Origin of the sequence: Variovorax sp. PBS-H4 (genome assembly GCF_901827205.1) — a bacterium.
Classification (GTDB): domain Bacteria; phylum Pseudomonadota; class Gammaproteobacteria; order Burkholderiales; family Burkholderiaceae_C; genus Variovorax.
Genome location: NZ_LR594675.1, coordinates 652,340 through 668,303 on the forward strand (window position 1 = coordinate 652,340; position 15,964 = coordinate 668,303).

General features: G+C 68.2%; 14 protein-coding genes. 6 read left to right on the forward strand and 8 right to left on the reverse strand.

The features are described from left to right. Positions 1 to 73 precede the first annotated feature (73 nt). The 4 genes from E5CHR_RS03160 to E5CHR_RS03175 form a co-directional block, all read right to left on the reverse strand. Entirely contained in the window at positions 74 to 1,078 is a 1,005-nt protein-coding gene (locus E5CHR_RS03160) for an alpha-ketoacid dehydrogenase subunit beta (RefSeq protein WP_232061934.1), read from the reverse strand. Beyond that, a complete protein-coding gene (locus E5CHR_RS03165) occupies positions 1,069 to 2,088 on the reverse strand; it encodes a thiamine pyrophosphate-dependent dehydrogenase E1 component subunit alpha (RefSeq protein WP_162578335.1) in 1,020 nt (339 codons plus the stop codon). Before E5CHR_RS03165 ends, E5CHR_RS03160 begins: the two co-directional genes overlap by 10 nt. A gap of 165 nt (positions 2,089 to 2,253) precedes the next feature. Then, a complete protein-coding gene (locus tag E5CHR_RS03170) occupies positions 2,254 to 2,580 on the reverse strand; it encodes a hypothetical protein (protein ID WP_162578336.1) in 327 nt (108 codons plus the stop codon). A 25-nt stretch (positions 2,581 to 2,605) separates the two neighbouring features. Beyond that, positions 2,606 to 2,764, reverse strand: a complete 159-nt coding sequence (locus tag E5CHR_RS03175) for a hypothetical protein (protein WP_162578337.1) — start codon at positions 2,762 to 2,764, stop codon at positions 2,606 to 2,608. Between the two features lie 298 nt (positions 2,765 to 3,062). Between E5CHR_RS03175 and E5CHR_RS03180 the strand changes: the two genes are divergently transcribed. The 5 genes from E5CHR_RS03180 (at position 3,063) to E5CHR_RS03200 (ending at position 10,877) form a co-directional block, all read left to right on the forward strand. Beyond that, positions 3,063 to 3,266: a hypothetical protein gene (locus E5CHR_RS03180; RefSeq protein ID WP_162578338.1), complete on the forward strand. Its 204-nt coding sequence runs from the start codon at positions 3,063 to 3,065 to the stop codon at positions 3,264 to 3,266. A gap of 52 nt (positions 3,267 to 3,318) precedes the next feature. Further along, entirely contained in the window at positions 3,319 to 4,161 is an 843-nt protein-coding gene (locus E5CHR_RS03185; RefSeq protein WP_162583539.1) for a DUF6502 family protein, read from the forward strand. Then, a complete protein-coding gene (locus E5CHR_RS03190; protein WP_162578339.1) occupies positions 4,158 to 5,552 on the forward strand; it encodes a DUF5666 domain-containing protein in 1,395 nt (464 codons plus the stop codon). Before E5CHR_RS03185 ends, E5CHR_RS03190 begins: the two co-directional genes overlap by 4 nt. 92 nt (positions 5,553 to 5,644) lie before the next feature. Beyond that, positions 5,645 to 6,592 (forward strand): hypothetical protein, encoded by a 948-nt coding sequence (locus E5CHR_RS03195; RefSeq protein ID WP_197893836.1) that lies wholly within the window; start codon positions 5,645 to 5,647, stop codon positions 6,590 to 6,592. Between the two features lie 190 nt (positions 6,593 to 6,782). Next, entirely contained in the window at positions 6,783 to 10,877 is a 4,095-nt protein-coding gene (locus E5CHR_RS03200) for a chemotaxis protein CheB (RefSeq protein ID WP_232061935.1), read from the forward strand. A 13-nt stretch (positions 10,878 to 10,890) separates the two neighbouring features. Here E5CHR_RS03200 and E5CHR_RS03205 read toward each other — a convergent pair whose 3' ends face one another. Continuing rightward, positions 10,891 to 11,868: a tripartite tricarboxylate transporter substrate-binding protein gene (locus tag E5CHR_RS03205; RefSeq protein ID WP_162578341.1), complete on the reverse strand. Its 978-nt coding sequence runs from the start codon at positions 11,866 to 11,868 to the stop codon at positions 10,891 to 10,893. A gap of 97 nt (positions 11,869 to 11,965) precedes the next feature. Further along, positions 11,966 to 13,012 carry a zinc ribbon domain-containing protein gene (locus tag E5CHR_RS03210; protein ID WP_162578342.1) on the reverse strand — a complete coding sequence of 349 codons (1,047 nt, stop codon included), beginning with the start codon at positions 13,010 to 13,012 and terminating at the stop codon, positions 11,966 to 11,968. Positions 13,013 to 13,225: 213 nt separating this feature from the next. On the opposite strand from E5CHR_RS03210, the gene E5CHR_RS03215 reads away from it, so the two are divergent. Further along, a complete protein-coding gene (locus E5CHR_RS03215) occupies positions 13,226 to 13,783 on the forward strand; it encodes a type 1 glutamine amidotransferase domain-containing protein (RefSeq protein WP_162583540.1) in 558 nt (185 codons plus the stop codon). Positions 13,784 to 13,843: 60 nt separating this feature from the next. Here the strand turns inward: E5CHR_RS03215 and E5CHR_RS03220 are convergent, their stop codons facing one another. Continuing rightward, positions 13,844 to 15,091, reverse strand: coding sequence for a phenylacetate--CoA ligase family protein (locus E5CHR_RS03220; RefSeq protein ID WP_162578343.1), 1,248 nt, complete (start codon positions 15,089 to 15,091; stop codon positions 13,844 to 13,846). Between the two features lie 31 nt (positions 15,092 to 15,122). Continuing rightward, entirely contained in the window at positions 15,123 to 15,935 is an 813-nt protein-coding gene (locus E5CHR_RS03225) for an ABC transporter ATP-binding protein (protein ID WP_162578344.1), read from the reverse strand. Positions 15,936 to 15,964: the final 29 nt, after the last annotated feature.

Consider the following 15,964-nt stretch of genomic DNA (forward strand, 5'->3'; position numbering starts at 1 on the left):
CGGTGAGTTCTCTGGGCGCTGTCCGGTGCCGGCTGGCCCAGACATCGCGCTTTCCAAGCCGCCCGGCTGCTGTTCAGCGGCACAACGCGCGCGCTGCGTCGGCGATCCGCTCGACGCTCACCCGCGATTGCATTTCCAGAACCGGCGCATACCCCACCGGAATGCGCGGTGCACCCAGCCGCGCGATGCGGCAGCCGGTGCCCTCGGCAGCGCTGGCCGCGATCTCGGCGCCGAAGCCGCCCGCCTGCACCGCCTCGTGCACGACCAGCAGCCGGCCGGTGCGGGCACACGAGTCGAACACCGCGTCGCGGTCCCATGGCCACAGGGTGCGCAAGTCGATCAGGTCGACCGCGATTCCCTCGGCGGCCAGCATCTCGCACGCCGCGCTGCAGGCTTGCAACTGGCGGCTCCAGCTGACCAGCGTCAGCGCGTCGCCCGCGCGCAAGCGCGCTGCCTTGCCCAGCGGAGCGTCGACCGATTCGTCCACGCCGCCCCGCAGGGCCCACAGGTTCTTGTGCTCGATATAAACCACCGGGTCGCCGCATTGCAGCGCCGCACGCAGCAGCGAATGGTTGTCCTGCGGCGTCGACGGGCAGACCACGACCACGCCCGGCAGGTGCGCGAACCAGGCTTCCAGCGACTGCGAATGCTGCGCGGCCGACGCGTCCCAGATGCCGCCCGGCATGCGCGCCACCATCGGAACCCGGCCCTGGCCTCCGAACATGAAGCGGTTCTTGGCGGCCTGGTTCACCAGTTCGTCCATCCCGCACAGCGCGAAGTCCACCACCCGCATTTCGACCACCGGCTTGAGCCCCGCGAGCGCCATGCCGACGCCGGCGCCCATGATCGCAGCCTCGGAGATCGGCGTGTCGATGACGCGCTCCGCCCCGAAGCGCTGCTGCAGGCCCTTGTACTGGCCGAAGATGCCGCCTCGGCCGACGTCCTCGCCGAGCACCACCACGCGTGCATCGGCCTCCATCTCGCGCTGCACGGCGAGTGCTGCGGCCTCGGCGTAGCTCAGCTCGCGGACCGCGGCCGAGGGCCCGCTACCTTGCGTCGTGTCGCTGCTCATGTCCATTGGCCCGCTCCGGTGGTTTGCACGTCGGTGAAGGCGGCGGAGGCATCGGGCCAGGGCGCGGCGTCCGCCGCAGCCAGGGCGGCCTCGACCTCTGCCTGCGCCTCGTGCTCGATGGCATCGAGCACGGCGGCCTCGGCGCCGTCGGCCAGCAGGCGCGTGCGGGCGCGATCGATGGGGTCGGTTTGGAGCGCCGCAGCCAGCTCCGCCGGATCGCGGTAAGCCGCCGGGTCGACCGAGACATGGCCTTTGACGCGGTAGGTGAGGGCGTGCAGCAGCCGCGGCCCTCGCCCCTGGCGCACCTCGGCCACCAGCGCGCCCGCTGCCGCATGCACGGCGAAGACATCGTTGCCATCGACGCGCGTCGCCGCGATGTCCAGCGCCTCGGCGCGCGCCGAGGCGCCCTCGCCGGCCGTCATCGGCCCGCTGGCTGTCGTCGCGCTCCACTGGTTGTCCTCGCAGACGAAGAGCACGGGCAGCGTGTAGACGCGCGCCCAGTTGAGCGATTCGAGGAAGGGTCCGCGGTTGATCGCGCCGTCGCCGAAGAAGCACACGGTGATCGCGTCCTTGCGCTGCAGCTTCTGCGCGTGCGCCGCGCCCACCGCGATCGGCAGCCCTGCCGCGACAACACCGTTGGCCCCGAGCATGCCCACCGAGAAATCGGCGATGTGCATGGAGCCCCCCTTGCCGCCGTTGAAGCCGCTGGCCTTGCCGAAGAGCTCGCACATCATACGCGTCAGGTCGGCGCCCTTGGCCAGCGTGTGGCCGTGGCCGCGGTGCGTGGAAGTCAGGTAGTCGGACTTTGCGAGGTGGGCGCAGACGCCGGCGGCCACGGCCTCCTGCCCGGTCGAGAGGTGCAGGGGGCCGCGCACCCTGGCGGCGCCCGCGGCTTCCTGGCCATAGGCACTGACGCCGCCCTGGCTGGCTACCTCGGCAGCGTTCTCGAATGCACGGATGCGGCGCATCGTTCGGTAGAGCGCCAGGCGCTCGTTCTCGGGGGTCTGGGTGTTCATCTCGGCTCCAGCGCAGAGCACGGCTGCGCCTCGCCCGGCATGGTATCCATCGCGCCCTTAGCCGGTGAGCTGGCTAACCCGTGCGTCTGCGCGCCGCCTCGCTGGCGCTGGAGATCAACTGCGTGGCTCGGCGTTTCCCGCATGACCGCGGGCAGCTTGGGGCCGCTAGAGGACGGTGCTGAGCGCTGTGACGCCGGCCAGCGAGTTGATCACGAGCCAGAAGGCCGCCAGGTCCCAAGTCCATCCGCGCCCGCGTGTGGCACCCCATCCGCTCGGAGGCACCAGCGGCTCGTCGACGTGCGTCGCGCCATAAAACGCGGGCAGCTTGTGCGAGCACCCCTTGCACAATTTCGCCGCGCCGAGGTTGATGGTGTTGCAAGCCTCGCACACTTCCACGGACACGGCGCCCGTTCGAAGCATGGCCAGGTCGATCAAGTTCCCAAATGCGACGTCCGAAGGCAACGACGGACGGGCAGCGGCGGCTGAGGTCATGGTGCTCTCCTCGCAACAGGTGGATTCATGGCGACTGGCGCAGGCGGCGCACCAGCCGTTGTTCTGCGATCGCCAGTCTTGCGAAGGTCAGAAGCTCTTCGTCCGTGGGGCCCGGACCCGACCCGTTGACGTAGGTGCCGAAGGCCTCGACGATGCGCGCCTGCATGGCCTTCCTCACGCGCATCGCGGCCATCCATGCGTCGCGTGCTTTTTTCTCCCTAGGCTCTTTCCAGGTCCGCGATGACGTTCTCGCGTAGCGCGCCGCCCCGATCGATCGGCTGCTGCGCCACGCGGCGGAACTCTTCTTATGTGTGACAGGCTTTGACATTTCCACCTTTGGCTTATTGCCGTTGGATGTGAAAACTTCACATCAATAGTGCTCTTGTCCTATAGTCATGTACACCGTTTTGTAAGACGGTTACGCATGTCCTTGTCAACTTCGTAACGGAGCGTGAGTGCCACCATCTGACCCGAGGAGCATCGTGTCCCCCAAAGCGTTGCGCGCTCTGTTCGAGATCCGGCTGCGCTGGTCCGACAACCTCATTCAGGAAGAACCCCGTCCCCGCGGCGGCGGCTTGTGGGTTCCCGACACGCCGCGCAATCGGGAGCGCCTCGACAAGGCCGCGGCTTTGGGCAACACACTTTATGGCGACCAATCGCACTGGATTGAAAAGCGCCAGGCATGACCCCGGCGATGGCTCCCAACCCTCGGCCGGCGCCGCGGGTGGCGAGGGCGCGATGGGCTGGGCGCTCCAGGCTTGCGCGCGCGTCATGCGTCCCATCGTCCGGCTCGCATTGGCGCTGGGCCTGAAGCACGCCCATCTCGAGGTGATGCTGCGCGAACTTCTCATCGACGAAGCTCGGCGGGCCTGGCTCGACAAGGGGGTCGAGCCAAACCTCAGCCAGCTTTCGGTCACCACCGGGTTGAACCGCAAGGCCGTGACCGCCAAGGTGCGTGAAGCCGAGGAACCGCTGCCGCACACCGAGATGTCGGCGGCGGCCAAGACGCTCACCTTGTGGTTGCAGATGTCTACCGACGACCCGGCCCTTCTGGCCTTGCCCCTCGTGGCGGAGGCCGGGGCACCCTCCTTCGAGGCCGTGGCCCGGCACGCCAGCCGGGGGAACGTGCATCACCGCACCATCCTCGATGAACTGGTCCGCTTGAACATGGCGACCGAGCAAGCCGGCCGCGTCGTGCTCAACGCCGCGGGCTTCGTGCCGTCGAAAGATCTCCAGGGCATGCTCGCTTTCCTGGGCGACAACGCGCGCGACCACCTCCTGGCGAGCGTGGGCAACACATTGGGCACTGCGCCGCCCTTGCTCGAGCGCGCAGTGTTCGCCACCGGCATCACGGTCGAGGATTGCGAACGGATCCACCAGCTCGCGCGGCAACGCTGGAGCACACTGCACCACGAGCTGACCAGCGAGATGACCCGCGCGTTCGAGGCCGCGGAGGCTGCCGACGGTTCGGCCTCGGGTCGCATCCGAGTCGGGATCTACACCTACTACGAGGACGCTTCGGATGTGGCACAACATCGCGCGGTAACTCCCGCGAAACGATCGGACGGAAAAGAAGCATGAAGAAGGCCTTCCTGCGCGCTGCCCTGGTGGCGCTGTCGACCGCGTTGCTGCTCTCGTGCGGCGGCGGTGGCGGTGGCGGCGGCGGCGTCGCATTCGTCGGCGCTGGGGGCACGACTCAGCTTCCGGGGTCCAGCCTGAGCGACGGGAGCAGCAGCCCGGCGGGTGGCGCTGGCGATGGCCAGGGCGGCGGTGCGACCGGGGCCGGGGGCAGTTCGGCCGGCGTCGGCGGTACCTCGGCAGGCGTCGGCGGCGACTCGGCGGGAACAGGCGGCACCTCGACGGCCGCCTCGGGCAACGACGGATCGGGCGTGGGCTCCGGCGGCACCGGTGTCAGCACCGCCGATGCGTCTGGTGTCGGCGGGGTCGACGGAATCGGCAGCGTCATCGTCAACGGCGTGCGCTACAACACCGACACGGCCATCCTGAACGTCGAGGATGCACCCGCCCTGCAATTGGGCATGAGCGCGAAGGTCACGGGGCCTTTCACCGCCGACTTCACCAGCGGTGTGGCCCGCCGGGTCGATTCCGCTGCGGATCTGCGCGGGACCGTGTCCGCGATCGATCTTGCACAGCGCAGCTTCGCCATCCTGGGCACCACCGTCACCACGGACGATGCCACCGTGTGGGCCGATGCCACCGGCCTCGCTGCGATCCCGCCCGGCGTCACGCTGCAAGTGTGGGGCTTGCCGGGGGCGCCGGGCGTCCTGCGGGCCACGCGCGTGGAGCAACGCGGTCCCTCCGCCCCGGTCCTGACGGGCACGGTGCAGAACCTCGATCCTGCCCGCCGCACCTTCACCCTCGGCGGCCTCACGGTCGACTACGGCACCGCGGTGTTGTCCGGCAGCCTGGACGGCCGTCCGCTGGCCGATGGCACCCTGGTGCGCGTGCGCGCGAACACCGTGCTCCCGGGCCGGCTGCCCGCCACGCTGGTCCAGTGGTGGTATCCGGTGCCGAGGGTGAATGCCACACCGGTCCAGCTTGCGGGCATCGTCACCGACTATGCAGGCCTCGGTTCGCTGCGCGTGCTCAATGTCCCGGTGAACGCTGCGTCGGCGCAGATCACCGGTGGGCCTGCTGGCTCGGTCGGCAACGGCGTCAAGGTGGAGGTGGGCGGCACCATCGCCAACGGCGTCCTCCAGGCCACCAAGCTGAAGATCCGCCACGTGCCGGGCACCGGCGGACCCTCGTCGTTCACCCTCATCGGCACGGTCGGCAACTTCAGCTCGGCCGCGAGCTTCCGCGTGAAAGGTCAGCCCATCGATGCCAGTGGCCCGGGCGTGGTGTTCGTCAACGGCACGGTGGCCAATCTTGGCAATGGGGTCCGGGTCAACATCGAAGGCGCGCAGGTGGTGAACGGGGTGCTCATCGCGACACGCGTCAGCTTCGAGTGAGGCGGGCGGACCTGCCGGTCCAGGATTTTTTCCCGGCGGCTGCTTTGGCAATGCGTGGCCCGCATTGAAGGTAAACAGAAGGGAGCGTTGACATGGATGAGCCTTGCCTCGGCGCCTCAGCCGTGCTGCCGAACGAACGCCGCGTACTGTTGAATCGTCTCTGCGCGCTTGCGACAGTTGGCTTGGCATCCGGAAGCGCAACGCTTGCGGCCTGCGGCGGAGGCGGCGGAGGGGGAGGAGGCGCGGGAGGCATTGCGGCGCTGGTCGCCGCTCCCGCACCGGGGGCTTCGCCGCCTCCGGCACCAGCCCCGGCGCCGGCGCCTGCGCCTTCACCCGCGACGACTCCTGCGCCCGCACCCGCCCCGGAACCAGAACCGGCACCGGCCCCCGCTCCGGCGGCGCCGGCCCTCGGCGCCCATGACCTCGCCTTCAACCTTGACGGCGTTTCATCACCATCGCTCTCCATTTCCGCTATCGACACGCAGGCCAGCGGCAGCACCCTGCTGGTCTGCGTCGGGCGAGGCTTGCTTGCCGCGTCCCTGCCGACCGATAACGCCGGCAACAGCTTCGTCCCGCTGGGTATGCCGCACACCTACACGCTGTGGCCGAGCTCGGGCACCGCCTTGTACGGCTGCGTGCAGGCCCACGGCAGGGCCGGCCACGTGCTCACCGCGGAGAAGCCCAAGGTCACCGACGAAACCACCCTCAGCGTCGTCGAGATCATCAACGGCGGCGCTGTGCGCGACGTGCAATGGCGCGAAGTGTTGTCTGGCCAATCCTTGACCAGCGCCAGCGTCACCACCACAGGCCCGGCGCTGCTCGTCGCCTGGTGGTGGGGCGATGCAGGGGTCGACCTCGACAAGACGGCCGTCCCCGGCGACGGGTTCACGGTGATCGATTCGGTACTGGCTTCGGGCGCGTTGGTCCAATGCGCAGTCGCCTCGAGGCAGGTCGACGCGGCCGGAACCTACAACGTAACCTGGACCTCGACGCCACCGCAAGGAGCCCAGCTCTGGCTGGCCGCAGTGCAGGCGGCCTGAGCCGCTGCTGCTGCGAGCAATGGCCTCGTGGCGGACCAGCGCGCATTGCCGCACCAATTGCTCGTTGCACCGAGGCCCATTCGAGGGGGCGCAGAATGTGAGGTTGGCGGGCCGGCTTCGGCCCCATAGAGGTTGTAGTTGCATGCCCTCGACAGATCCTTCTTCCGCTCCCGCTTCCGCCTCAGAAGCGATGCAGTCGAATCTCACACCCAGTTCCCTGAATTTCCCAGTCATCGGAATCGGCGCTTCTGCGGGCGGGCTCGAGGCGCTGCTGCGTTTCTTCGAGCAAATGCCGGCGCAATCGGGCATGGCTTTCGTGGCGATCCTGCACCTGTCGCCCAATCACGAGAGCAGCGCAGCGGAGATCCTCCAGCGTGCCACCCGCATGCCGGTGACGCAGGTGATGGAGGACATGCCCGTCCAGGCCGACCACGTCTACGTGATTCCGCCTGGCGTCGACCTGACGATGGACGATGGCTACCTGCGCCCCACCCGGCGCGCACGCGCCAACGGGCCGCATGTGGCGATCGACGTCTTCTTCCGCACCCTGGCCCTGGTGCACAAGGAGCGCGCAATTTGCGTCGTGATGTCGGGAACGGGCAGCGACGGCGCCGTCGGCCTGACCAAGGTGAAGGAACAGGGCGGCGTGACCATGGCCCAGTCGCCCGACGATGCCGCGCACGACGGCATGCCGCGCGCAGCCATCGCCACCGGCATGGTCGACTTCGTGCTGCCGGCCGTCGACATGGGCCAGCGCCTGATGGAAATCTGGAGCAACGCCCAGCGCATCAGGCTGCCCGATGTCCACAAGATCTCGCCATTCGTCGAGGAACCTGATTCGATGGCCTCGTCGCAATTGGCTGAAAAGGCGTTGCAGGAAGTCATGAGCCTGCTGCGCTCCTACACGCGCCACGATTTCAGGCACTACAAGCGCGCCACGGTACTGCGCCGTATCGAGCGGCGGCTGCAGGTCAACCGCCTGGCCGATCTGCCAGCCTACCGCGATCACCTGCGCGCCCACGCCGAGGAGGCCGGGCCACTGCTTCAGGACATGCTGATCAGCGTGACCAACTTCTTCCGTGACCGCGAGGCCTTCGAGGCGCTGGAGCGGGAGGCGCTCCCCAAGCTGGTCGGGAGCAAGGAATCCGGCGAACAGGTGCGCGCGTGGGTGGCTGGCTGCGCAACCGGCGAGGAAGCGTATTCGCTGAGCATGCTGTTGCGCGAGCAGGCGGACGCGCAATCGAAGGCACTCGACATCCAGATCTTCGCAACCGACATCGACGAGCGTGCCATCACGACGGCACGCAAGGGCCTTTATGCAGCCGGAGTCGTCGAGGATGTCACGCCGTCGCGGCTGCGGCAGTTCTTCGCGCCGGAACAGGACCAGTTCCGGGTCTCGTCGTTCGTGCGGGAGCCGGTGCTCTTCGCGGTGCACAACCTGCTGCGCGATCCCCCTTTTTCGCGGCTCGACCTCATCTGCTGCCGCAACCTGCTGATCTACCTCGACCGCGCTGCGCAGGCGCACGTGCTCGAGATGTTCCGCATCGCGCTCAGGCCCGGCGGTCTTCTATTTCTAGGCACCTCGGAGTCGCCCGATGCGGTAGGCAGCCTCTTCACGCCGCTCGACAAGAAGCACCGCATCTACCGCGTGAACCCGGACCTGCCTGCCAGCCGGCACATGCCGCTGATCAGCGACATGCCCCTGGAGGCCCGCCTGGTGGGCGCGCTGCAGCCCCATGCGCCGGCAAGGCGCAGCGAGCGCCCCAGCTTCGCCGAGCTGCACCAGCGCGCCCTGGAACAGTTCTCGCCGCCGAGTGTGCTGGTCGACAGCGAGCACAACGTCCTCCACCTGTCGAATGGCGTCGGGCGTTTCCTCGAGCGCGCCAGCGGGACGCCGACCGACAACCTGCTGAGCAACGTACGCCCCGACCTGCGGCTGGAGCTGCGAACCGCGCTGTTCAAGGCCGCCCAGACAGCGCGGAGCGTCGAGACGCGGCTGCGGCAGCGCCAGCACGACGGCCGCCAGGTCTTCCTCAACATCACGGTGCGGCCGCTGCAGCAGGAGGAGGGAAGCCCGCCGCTGACGCTGGTGGTCTTCGACGAGGTCGAAGAGAGCATGCGCCCCAGCGACGGCGAAGCGCCCGATGCGGCGCGCGCCCAACTCATCGGGCAGCTGGAGAGCGAGATCCGTGAACTCAAGTTGCACCTGCAGGACACGATCGAGGGCTCGGAGGCTTCCACCGAAGAGCTCAAGGCGTCCAACGAGGAGCTGCAGGCCATCAACGAAGAGCTGCGGTCCGCCACCGAGGAACTGGAAACCAGCAAGGAAGAGCTGCAGTCGATGAACGAGGAACTCGTCACCGTCAACTTCGAACTGAAGACCAAGGTCGAGGAACGGGGGCACATCAACGACGACCTGCAGAACCTGATCGCTTCCTCGGAGATCGCGACGGTGTTCGTGGACCGCGGCATGCGAATCAAGCGCTATACGCCGCATGCGAGCAATCTGTTCAACCTGATTCCTTCGGACCTCGGGCGCTCGCTGTTCGACATCACCAGTCGGCTGAGCTACCCCGAGCTGGCCGACGACACGGCCTCTGCCTTCCAGAACCTGCGCGCCAGCGAGCGGCATGTCAGCAGCGCCGACGGCCGGCATTACCTGGCCCGGATCCTTCCGTACCGCACGGCCGATGACAAGATCGAGGGCGCGATCCTGAATTTCTTCGACATCACCGCCCTGCGCGCCGCCGAGGCGCAAGTTCGCGCGGGGGAAGAGCGCCTCAAGGTGGTGGCCGCCACCACACGCGACTTCGCGATCATCACGATCAATGAAGAAGGGTCGATCACGACCTGGAACGTCGGCGCCCAGCGGATCTTCGGCTATGGCGAAGACGAAATACTGGGACGCCCGATAGCCGCGATCTTCACGCCGGAAGACCAGGCCAACGGCATTCCCGAGCGGGAGATGCGCATCGCCGCCGAGTCCGGACGCGCCGAGGACGAGCGCTGGCATCTGCGCAAGGACGGCAGCCGTTTCTATTGCAGCGGCGTCATGACCTCCCTCGAGCCCAGCGCAGGGGGCGGCTTCGCCAAGATCGCGCGCGACATGACCGGCACCAAGCAGCTGGAACTCGCGCAGGAACACCGGCTGTTCAAGGAGAAGCGGGCCAGCCTCAGCGCACAGACGGCGAACGAGCTCAAGGACAAGTTCCTGGCCGTGATGTCACACGAACTCAAGCAGCCGCTCAACCTGATCCAGATGAATGCGGAGTTGCTGACGCGCCTGCCCGTGGCCGCCGAGCATTCGGTGGTCCACCGCATCGGCGACACCATCAAGCGGGCCGTGGGCAGCCAGACGCGCATCATCAACGACCTGCTCGATCTGTCGCGCGTGCGCACAGGCAAGCTGCGGCTCAACCGTGTGGTGGTTGAACTCGGCGAACTCGTGCAATCGCTGACCGGCGTCGCGACGAGAGAGATCCCCGGCAAGCAGATCGCGGTCGACATCCGTTGCGAGCCCGGCGTCCGCTGCCATGGCGATCGCGTGCGCATCGAGCAGATCATCTGGAACCTGCTGAGCAACGCCGTCAAGTTCACGCCCGATGGCGGGCGGATCACGGTCCATGTCTCGCAGGATGCCGACTTTGCCAAAATCACGGTCGCCGACACCGGGTGCGGCATCGCGCCCGAATTCCTGCCGCATGCATTCACCATGTTCAGCCAGGCCGTCGGAGAGACCACGCCGGCCAACGGCGGCCTGGGCATCGGACTGGCGCTGGTGCAGGAACTGGCCCACGCGCACGGCGGCCGCGCGGAGGTGGCCTCGGCGGGCCTGAACCAGGGCTCCGAGTTCAGCGTGTGGCTACCCCTGCATGACTCCGCTGCCGAGGCCGAGCAGGACAGGGCGCCGGCCGAGGTGAACTTCAAGGACTGGCGCGTGCTGGCAGTCGACGACTACGCCGAGGGCCTCATTCCCTTTGCCGAAGTGCTGCGCCTGGAGGGCGCGATCGTCGACATTGCGGACAGCGCCAGGAAGGCGCTGGACATGCTTGAAACCAAGGCCTACGACCTGCTCGTGTCCGATCTCGGCATGCCCGAGATGGACGGCTATCAGTTCATCGCCGAGGTGCGGCGCCGGCCCGCGATGCGCGAGCTGCCCGCGATCGCGGTGTCGGGCTTCGGGCGGCGCGCCGATGCGAGGCGCGCGCTCGAGGCGGGTTTCAACGCCCACGTCCCGAAGCCGGCCGCGGTCGATGACCTGAAGGCGGCCGTCAGCAGGCTCTGATCGTGCTGGCGGATCAATCCGCGTAGACGCCCGCCGCCTTGATGATCGGGCTCCACTTGGCGATCTCGGCGGCGACGAACTTCTTGTGCTCGGCCGGTTCGACGCGGCTGTCGCTGGCCACCACGGCGCCAAGGCCTTCCTGCTTCTTGATGAAGTCGGGGTCCTTCAGCGCCACCTTGAGCGCATCGTTGAGCTTCTTGGTGACCGCCGCCGGCGTGCCCTTGGGAGCGTAGAGGCCGTGCCAGATGGTGATCTGGAAGTCCTTCAGCCCCGCTTCCTGCAGCGTGGGCAGGTCCTTGAGCAGCGGCGTGGTCAGGCGCTTCGAGGTCGTCACGGCGTAGGCCTTGACCTTCTTGGCCTCGATCTGCGGCGAGGTGTTGGTGGTCTGGTCGCACAGCAGGTCGATCTGGCCGCCGATCAGGTCGGTGATGGCGGGTGCGGTGCCCTTGTAGGGCACCGGCGTCATCTCGGTCTTGGTCGCGCTCTGGAACAGCAGGCCGCACAGGTGCGAGGCCGAGCCCACGCCCGCGTTGCCGAGGTTGATCTTGCCCTTGTTCTCCGCCAGCCAGGCTGTCAATTCCTTGTAGTTGTTGGCCTTCATCGAGGGCTTGGCAATGAGCGTCATCGGCACGTCGTTCACGATGCCCAGGTATTCGAAGTCGCTCTCGACCTTGAAGGGCACGTTGCGCACCAGCGTCGGAACCGTCGCCATGCCGATGTGGTTCAGCAGCAGCGTGTAGCCATCCGGCGTGGCACGTGCGACCTTGGCTGCGCCGATCGAACTGCCGGCGCCGGGCACGTTGTCGATCACGATGCTGCCGCCGCCCAGCGGCTTGCGCAGGGCTTCGGCCAAGTCGCGCGCGACCCGGTCGGTTGGGCCGCCGGCGGAGAAAGGCACCACGATGGTGACGGGCTTGCTGCCCGGAAAATCCTGGGCGTGGACGCCTGCGGCGGCGAGGGCGATCGCCGTGAGGGCGAACAGTTTCTTCATGGTCTCTTCTCCGTGATCAATCCAAGTTCAAGGGCCGCGATCTTATCGCCGCCCTGCCGGGCGCCTTACCCCGGAATGCCCTTAGCGACCCCCGGTGCTACGGCTCTCTTGTGCGGTTGTAGACAGGTCCGGGACCGATCGCAATCGGAGGCCCCGGATCGTTGGCCGCCCAGGTCGGGGTGCGCACCGGACTGAAGACCGGGCCTGGCCCCGGCACGATCGGGGGACCCCCGTCACCGGCCACGACAGGCGACGGACTTCTGGGGGGCGCGACGACCGGCCCCGGGCCCGGGACGACCGGCGGGCCTCCGTCGCCGCGGTTCCACGACGGAGAGCGCGTCGCACTGAACACCGGCGCCGGTCCCGCAGCGCCCGGGGAGGCGGAATCGTCACGCGACCAGGCGGGCGCGCGCGCGGGGCCGGGCGAAACGGTCGCGGGCACGATGGCGAGCGGCACCGTCGGCGACTCCTCGGCCCAGGCTGGCGTGCGGCTGCGCCGCGTCGAGGGCGGCGCGCTGTCGCGATAGCGATCGGCCGGCGCAGCCGACAGGTTGCGAGATGCACCGGCGCCCGCCGCGGGCGGTTCTGCCTTGGCGACCGGGGGTTCTGCCTTCGAGGCAGCCGGGGTGGCGGCTTCGGGGGCCGCTGCGCGTCCCGCCGCTGGAGCCGGCCTTTGCGCGGCGGGCTTGGCCGGCGTAGTGGATGTCGCGGCCCCTGTCGGCGCCGGGGCGGCGGCCGGCGCTGTAGAAGTGCTCGGCGCGGCGAGCGCGACTGGTGTTTCCGCGGGCGGCTCGCGGTTTTCCACCGCCATCGCTGCCGTGCTCGGTTTCAGGAAAGACGGCTGTGTCAATTGACGAGTGACGTAGAGGTACCAGCCGATGAAGCCGATTCCCATTGCCACGCCGAGCAAGGCCAGGCGCAGCCAGAAACCAGCCGTTTCCGCCGGCAGCAGTGCCAGCGGATCGTCACGCCGCCAGGCCCGCCGCGGGGTGCGCGCCGGCGCGCGCGTTGAACTCGCGTTGTTGATGGCCTCCAGGGCCGAGGGTCCCGTGGGTACGAAGCCGGGCAGGCGGCTTGCGCAGCCGATGCAGAACTTCGCGTTCTCCCGGTTGCTGCTCCCGCAAGCCGTACAGACGACGGGCATGGATGAATTCCTCCGTGACGTGAATACCGAACCCACCCACTGTCCACGTGAACTCGCGCCTGTCTGTCGGCCATCTCCTACGCCTTGCCCCAGCGGTCGGCGCTTGCCAAGGCGCTTGCCGTGGTCTCAGTCCGACAAAGTGAGCAGACGCACGCCGATCCGGCATTGCCTGCCGGGGCTTACCGTAAGGCGTTCGTACCGAAAGGACTTTCCATGATCAAACGCCAGCTTGAAGGCATGAAGGTCGCCATCCTTGTAACGGATGGCTTCGAGCAGTCGGAGATGACCGAGCCGCGCAAGGCGCTCGACGCCGCAGGTGCGGACACGAGCCTGGTGTCGCCAAGTCATGGCGGGGTGCGCGGCTGGAAGCATCACACGCCTGCTGACCGCTTCGATGTCGATGTGCCGCTTCAGCAGGCTGCCGCCCATGAATACGATGCCTTGGTGCTGCCGGGCGGCGTCATGAACCCCGACGCGCTGCGCATGGACGAACAGGCAGTGACTTTCGTGCGCGACTTCGTCAAGGCCGGCAAGCCGATCGCGGCGATCTGCCACGGCCCGTGGACCTTGATCGAGGCCGACGCGGTCAGGGGTCGCACGATGACCTCCTGGCCCTCCCTGCGCACGGACCTGAAGAATGCAGGGGCGAAGTGGGTCGATCTCGAGGTCGTGGCCGACGGCCCGCTGATCACGAGCCGCAAGCCTGCCGATCTGCCGGCCTTCAACCGGGTAATGCTCGAAGCCTTCGCTGGTGTGCACGCGCACGCTTGAGGACGCGGACCCGCCAGGCTGGGCTTCAGGGCGTCAGCCCACGGGATCGAATGGCCGACGCTACCGGTAGCTGCGCGCGTCCTCGATCACCTTGCCGTCGTTGGGCAGGCTGCCCGGCTCCATCAGCTCGACCTCGCCGCGCAGCTTGGTGACATCCCGCACCGCTTCGGCCACGCGCCCGGCCAGGCCCTCGGGCTCGGAGGCGCATTCGAGCCGCAGCGTCATGCGGTCCTCGCCCATTTCGCCCTCGACCACCAGCCGCGCGCGCTGCACCTCCGGGAAGCGCCGCGCGATCTCGGCGACCTGGCCCGGATGCACGAACATGCCGCGCACCTTGGTGGTCTGGTCGGCGCGGCCGAGCCAGCCCTTGATGCGGGTGTTGGTGCGCCCCGTCGGGCAGCGTCCCGGCAGCACGGCCGAAAGGTCGCCGGTGCCGAAGCGGATCAGCGGGTAGTCGGGGTTCAGCGTCGTGACGACGATCTCACCGACCTCGCCCTCGGGCACCGGGTCGCCGGTACCGGGACGCACGATCTCGACGATCACCGCTTCGTCGAGCACCAGTCCTTCGCGCGCGGCGGTCTCGTAGGCGATCAGGCCCAGGTCCGCGGTCGCGTAGCACTGCATGCCGGCCACGCCGCGCTCGGCGATCCAGTCGCGCAGGCTGAGCGGAAAGGCCTCGCCCGAGACGAGGGCCTTGGTGAGAGAGGGCAGGGTGATCGCCCGCTCGGACGCCTTTTCCAGCAGGATCTTCAGGAAGCTCGGCGTGCCGGCATAGCCCGCGGGCTTGAGCTCGGCAATCGCTTCCACCTGCTGCTCGGTCTGGCCGGTACCAGCCGCGAACACCGTGCAACCCAGGGCGCGCGCGCCGCTCTCCATGATCGCGCCGGCGGGCGTCATGTGGTAGCTGAAGGCGTTGTGCACCAGCTCGCCGCTCCGAAAGCCGGCGGCATGCAGGGCGCGGGCCGTGCGCCAATAGTCGCGCGCCTCGCCTTCGGGCTCGTAGATGGTTCCGGGGCTCGCAAACACGCGCAGCATGCGCGGCCCGAAGCGGATGGCAGAGAAGCCGCCGAAGGGATCCCGCGCGCGCTCGGCCTTCTGCCGCTCCAGCAGCTCGGACTTGCGCGTGACGGGCAGGCGCGCCAGCGCCTCGCGGCTCGCCACGTCGGCAGGCTTCACGCCGGCAAGGATCTCGGCAAACGCGGGCGCTGCAGTCTGTGCCTGGGCGATCTGCTTCGGCAACGCAGCGAGCAGGTCCTGCTCGCGCTGGGCCGGGTCGCGCACTTCGAGCGCGTCGTAGTAGTCAGTCATAGCCGTCCGGTTTCGGGCCTGGTGCAGGCCGTCAGGCCAACCACCTCTTGCGGCGCTTGTAGCTCTTCACATCGCGGAAGCTCTTGCGGTCCGCGCCGCCGACGCCCAGGTAGAACTCCTTGACGTCCTCGTTCTCCCTGAGGCTCTGCGCTTCGCCGTCCATCACGATGCGGCCGTTCTCCAGGATGTAGCCGTAGTCGGCATAGCGCAGCGCCATGTTGGTGTTCTGCTCGGCCAGCAGGAAGGTCACGCGTTCCTTCTGGTTCAGGTCCTTCACGATGCCGAAGACCTCGTCCACGATCTGCGGCGCCAGGCCCATCGAGGGCTCGTCGAGCAGCACCATGCTCGGGTTTGCCATCAGCGCGCGGCCGATGGCGCACATCTGCTGCTCGCCGCCCGAGGTGTAGGCGGCCTGCGAGTCGCGCCGCGTCTTCAGGCGCGGGAAGTAGGCATAGACCTTCTCCAGCGTTTGCGCGACCGCAGCCTTGCCGTCGGTGCGGGTGTAGGCGCCGGTCATCAGGTTGTCCTCGATGGTGAGGTGGGCGAAGCAGTGGCGGCCCTCCATGACCTGGATCAGGCCGCGCTTGACGAGCTCGGCCGGCGACAGCGCCTCGATGCGTTCGCCGCGCAGCTCGATCGTTCCCTTCGTCACCGCCCCGCGCTCGCCCGCCAGCAGGTTCGACACCGCGCGCAGCGTCGTGGTCTTGCCCGCGCCGTTGCCGCCGAGCAGCGCCACGATGCCGCCTTCCGGCACCTTGAGCGAGACGCCCTTGAGCACCAGGATCACGTGGTTGTAGATGACCTCGATGCCGTTGACGTCGAGGAGGGTGTTGGACGTACGCATGCTGCAAGAGTCGACGTTGGGAATCGAGA

Bases quoted from the DNA above. Each gene is read 5' to 3' on its own strand.
- E5CHR_RS03160 (WP_232061934.1), bottom strand. From the start codon at position 1,078: ATGGACATGAGCAGCGACACGACGCAAGGTAGCGGGCCCTCGGCCGCG.
- E5CHR_RS03165 (WP_162578335.1), bottom strand. From the start codon at position 2,088: ATGAACACCCAGACCCCCGAGAACGAGCGCCTGGCGCTCTACCGAACG.
- E5CHR_RS03170 (WP_162578336.1), bottom strand. From the start codon at position 2,580: ATGACCTCAGCCGCCGCTGCCCGTCCGTCGTTGCCTTCGGACGTCGCA.
- E5CHR_RS03175 (WP_162578337.1), bottom strand. From the start codon at position 2,764: ATGCGCGTGAGGAAGGCCATGCAGGCGCGCATCGTCGAGGCCTTCGGC.
- E5CHR_RS03185 (WP_162583539.1), top strand. From the start codon at position 3,319: ATGGGCTGGGCGCTCCAGGCTTGCGCGCGCGTCATGCGTCCCATCGTC.
- E5CHR_RS03190 (WP_162578339.1), top strand. From the start codon at position 4,158: ATGAAGAAGGCCTTCCTGCGCGCTGCCCTGGTGGCGCTGTCGACCGCG.
- E5CHR_RS03195 (WP_197893836.1), top strand. From the start codon at position 5,645: ATGGATGAGCCTTGCCTCGGCGCCTCAGCCGTGCTGCCGAACGAACGC.
- E5CHR_RS03200 (WP_232061935.1), top strand. From the start codon at position 6,783: ATGCAGTCGAATCTCACACCCAGTTCCCTGAATTTCCCAGTCATCGGA.
- E5CHR_RS03205 (WP_162578341.1), bottom strand. From the start codon at position 11,868: ATGAAGAAACTGTTCGCCCTCACGGCGATCGCCCTCGCCGCCGCAGGC.
- E5CHR_RS03210 (WP_162578342.1), bottom strand. From the start codon at position 13,012: ATGCCCGTCGTCTGTACGGCTTGCGGGAGCAGCAACCGGGAGAACGCG.
- E5CHR_RS03215 (WP_162583540.1), top strand. From the start codon at position 13,226: ATGATCAAACGCCAGCTTGAAGGCATGAAGGTCGCCATCCTTGTAACG.
- E5CHR_RS03220 (WP_162578343.1), bottom strand. From the start codon at position 15,091: ATGACTGACTACTACGACGCGCTCGAAGTGCGCGACCCGGCCCAGCGC.
- E5CHR_RS03225 (WP_162578344.1), bottom strand. From the start codon at position 15,935: ATGCGTACGTCCAACACCCTCCTCGACGTCAACGGCATCGAGGTCATC.